This is a genomic window from Frankia sp. AgKG'84/4 (assembly GCF_023242965.2).
Taxonomy (GTDB): domain Bacteria; phylum Actinomycetota; class Actinomycetes; order Frankiales; family Frankiaceae; genus Frankia.
In genome coordinates this window covers 1-1327 of record NZ_JALKFU020001110.1, presented here as the reverse complement: position 1 = coordinate 1327, position 1327 = coordinate 1, and the positions used below count along the sequence as shown (strand labels likewise).

At 72.2% G+C, this 1327-nt stretch carries 1 protein-coding gene; it reads left to right on the top strand.

Annotated features, from left to right (window positions below):
• Nucleotides 1-977: 977 nt before the first annotated feature.
• A partial coding sequence (locus MXD58_RS27715; protein ID WP_250611089.1) for a DMT family transporter occupies nt 978-1327 on the top strand: 350 nt, incomplete at its 3' end.

Genomic DNA, 1327 nt, shown 5'->3' with positions numbered 1-1327 from the left:
GTCGAGGCCGCGCCGATGGCCGAGCCGAGCGCCGCCCGGCTCGGCTCGGCCGCTGTGCCGTGCGGTTGCTCGGCCGCCGACCGGGTACCCGACTGCTGACAACCCGCGACGAGCAGCACGCCCATCAGCACAATCACGGCGGAGCGCAGCTGCCGCGCCGGCCTGGCCGGAGAATGCGTACTGCCGGTGGCGGGGCCGTCCGGCCTGAATGCCCTGATAGCTGCTCGACCACCTTTCTGGCCGGCTTCGGCCGGCATCCGTCCCCGGACGAAATCCGCGTCTGCCGGGGTGTTCGCCCGAAATCGTACCGGCCGGATCCGCGCTGACCTGCGGGGCCTTTAGCGGTGATGTCGGCTATGTCGTGACAGGCGGCCAGTGCTCTGATCCACGGCCAGCTCTGCGGGCGGGCCGCGTGCCCGCCGGCGGTGAACAGGCGGGAACAAAGGAGCCCAACAAGGCTACGCAGTGCGGAGAACGGAGCTCCCGAGTCGGTTTGCTGACATTCACACAGGGCGGAGGATTGTGCGTGCCTAGAGTTTCTTCGGCAGGGGGAGGTAAGGCGGCCCATTCTTTTGGGGGCGGGTGTGGTGTGTCTGGCGCGGCCCGGCGCCGCCTCCGCCTCCGCCTGCTTTCGGGCCATCCGCCGCCGATGTTGTCCTGCGCCTAACAATCGGCGCTGCCGGTCCTGGGGCGTGGCGCATCGGCCCTGGTCCCGCGGTCGCGAGCGGGCGCCAGGTCTGGCCGGACCCCTCCCGGTCCGCCCGTGAAGGGACTGCTGTCCGAGGTGCGAGCCACGGCCACCCCACCCGGATGAGTACCGATGGGCCACCGGCAGCGGCCGTCTGTCCGTCGACATGTCACCCTGTGGGGTAGCCGGTTCTCCACGGGCCGGCCATCGCCCCGCGGGGCACCTGCCCCGCGGCGGCGGAACGACGCACGCCCTCGGGCGTGCCGAGATTTGGTGGGATCGAGGAGGCGTGGCGACCTATCTGCTCGGCCTCGCGGCCGCGGTGTGTTTCGGTGTTGCCGCCGTCATCCAGCAACGGGTGGCGTTCACGGCCCCACCGGGCGACGTTCTGCGCCTGCGGCTGCTGCTGTGGCTGGTGCGACGGCCGCTGTGGGACCTGGGTGTCGCCATCGGCGGTCTGGGTAGCCTGCTGGCCGCGGCGGCGCTCACGCACGGCGCGGTCGCCCTGGTCGAGCCGCTGCAGATCTGCCAGCTTCTGTTCGCGTTACCGTTGGCCGCGCTGCTCGCCCGCCGGGTCGTGCCGCGCCGGGACTGGCTCGCCGCGGCGGCGACCGCTGCGGGGCTCGCGGTGTTCGTGGC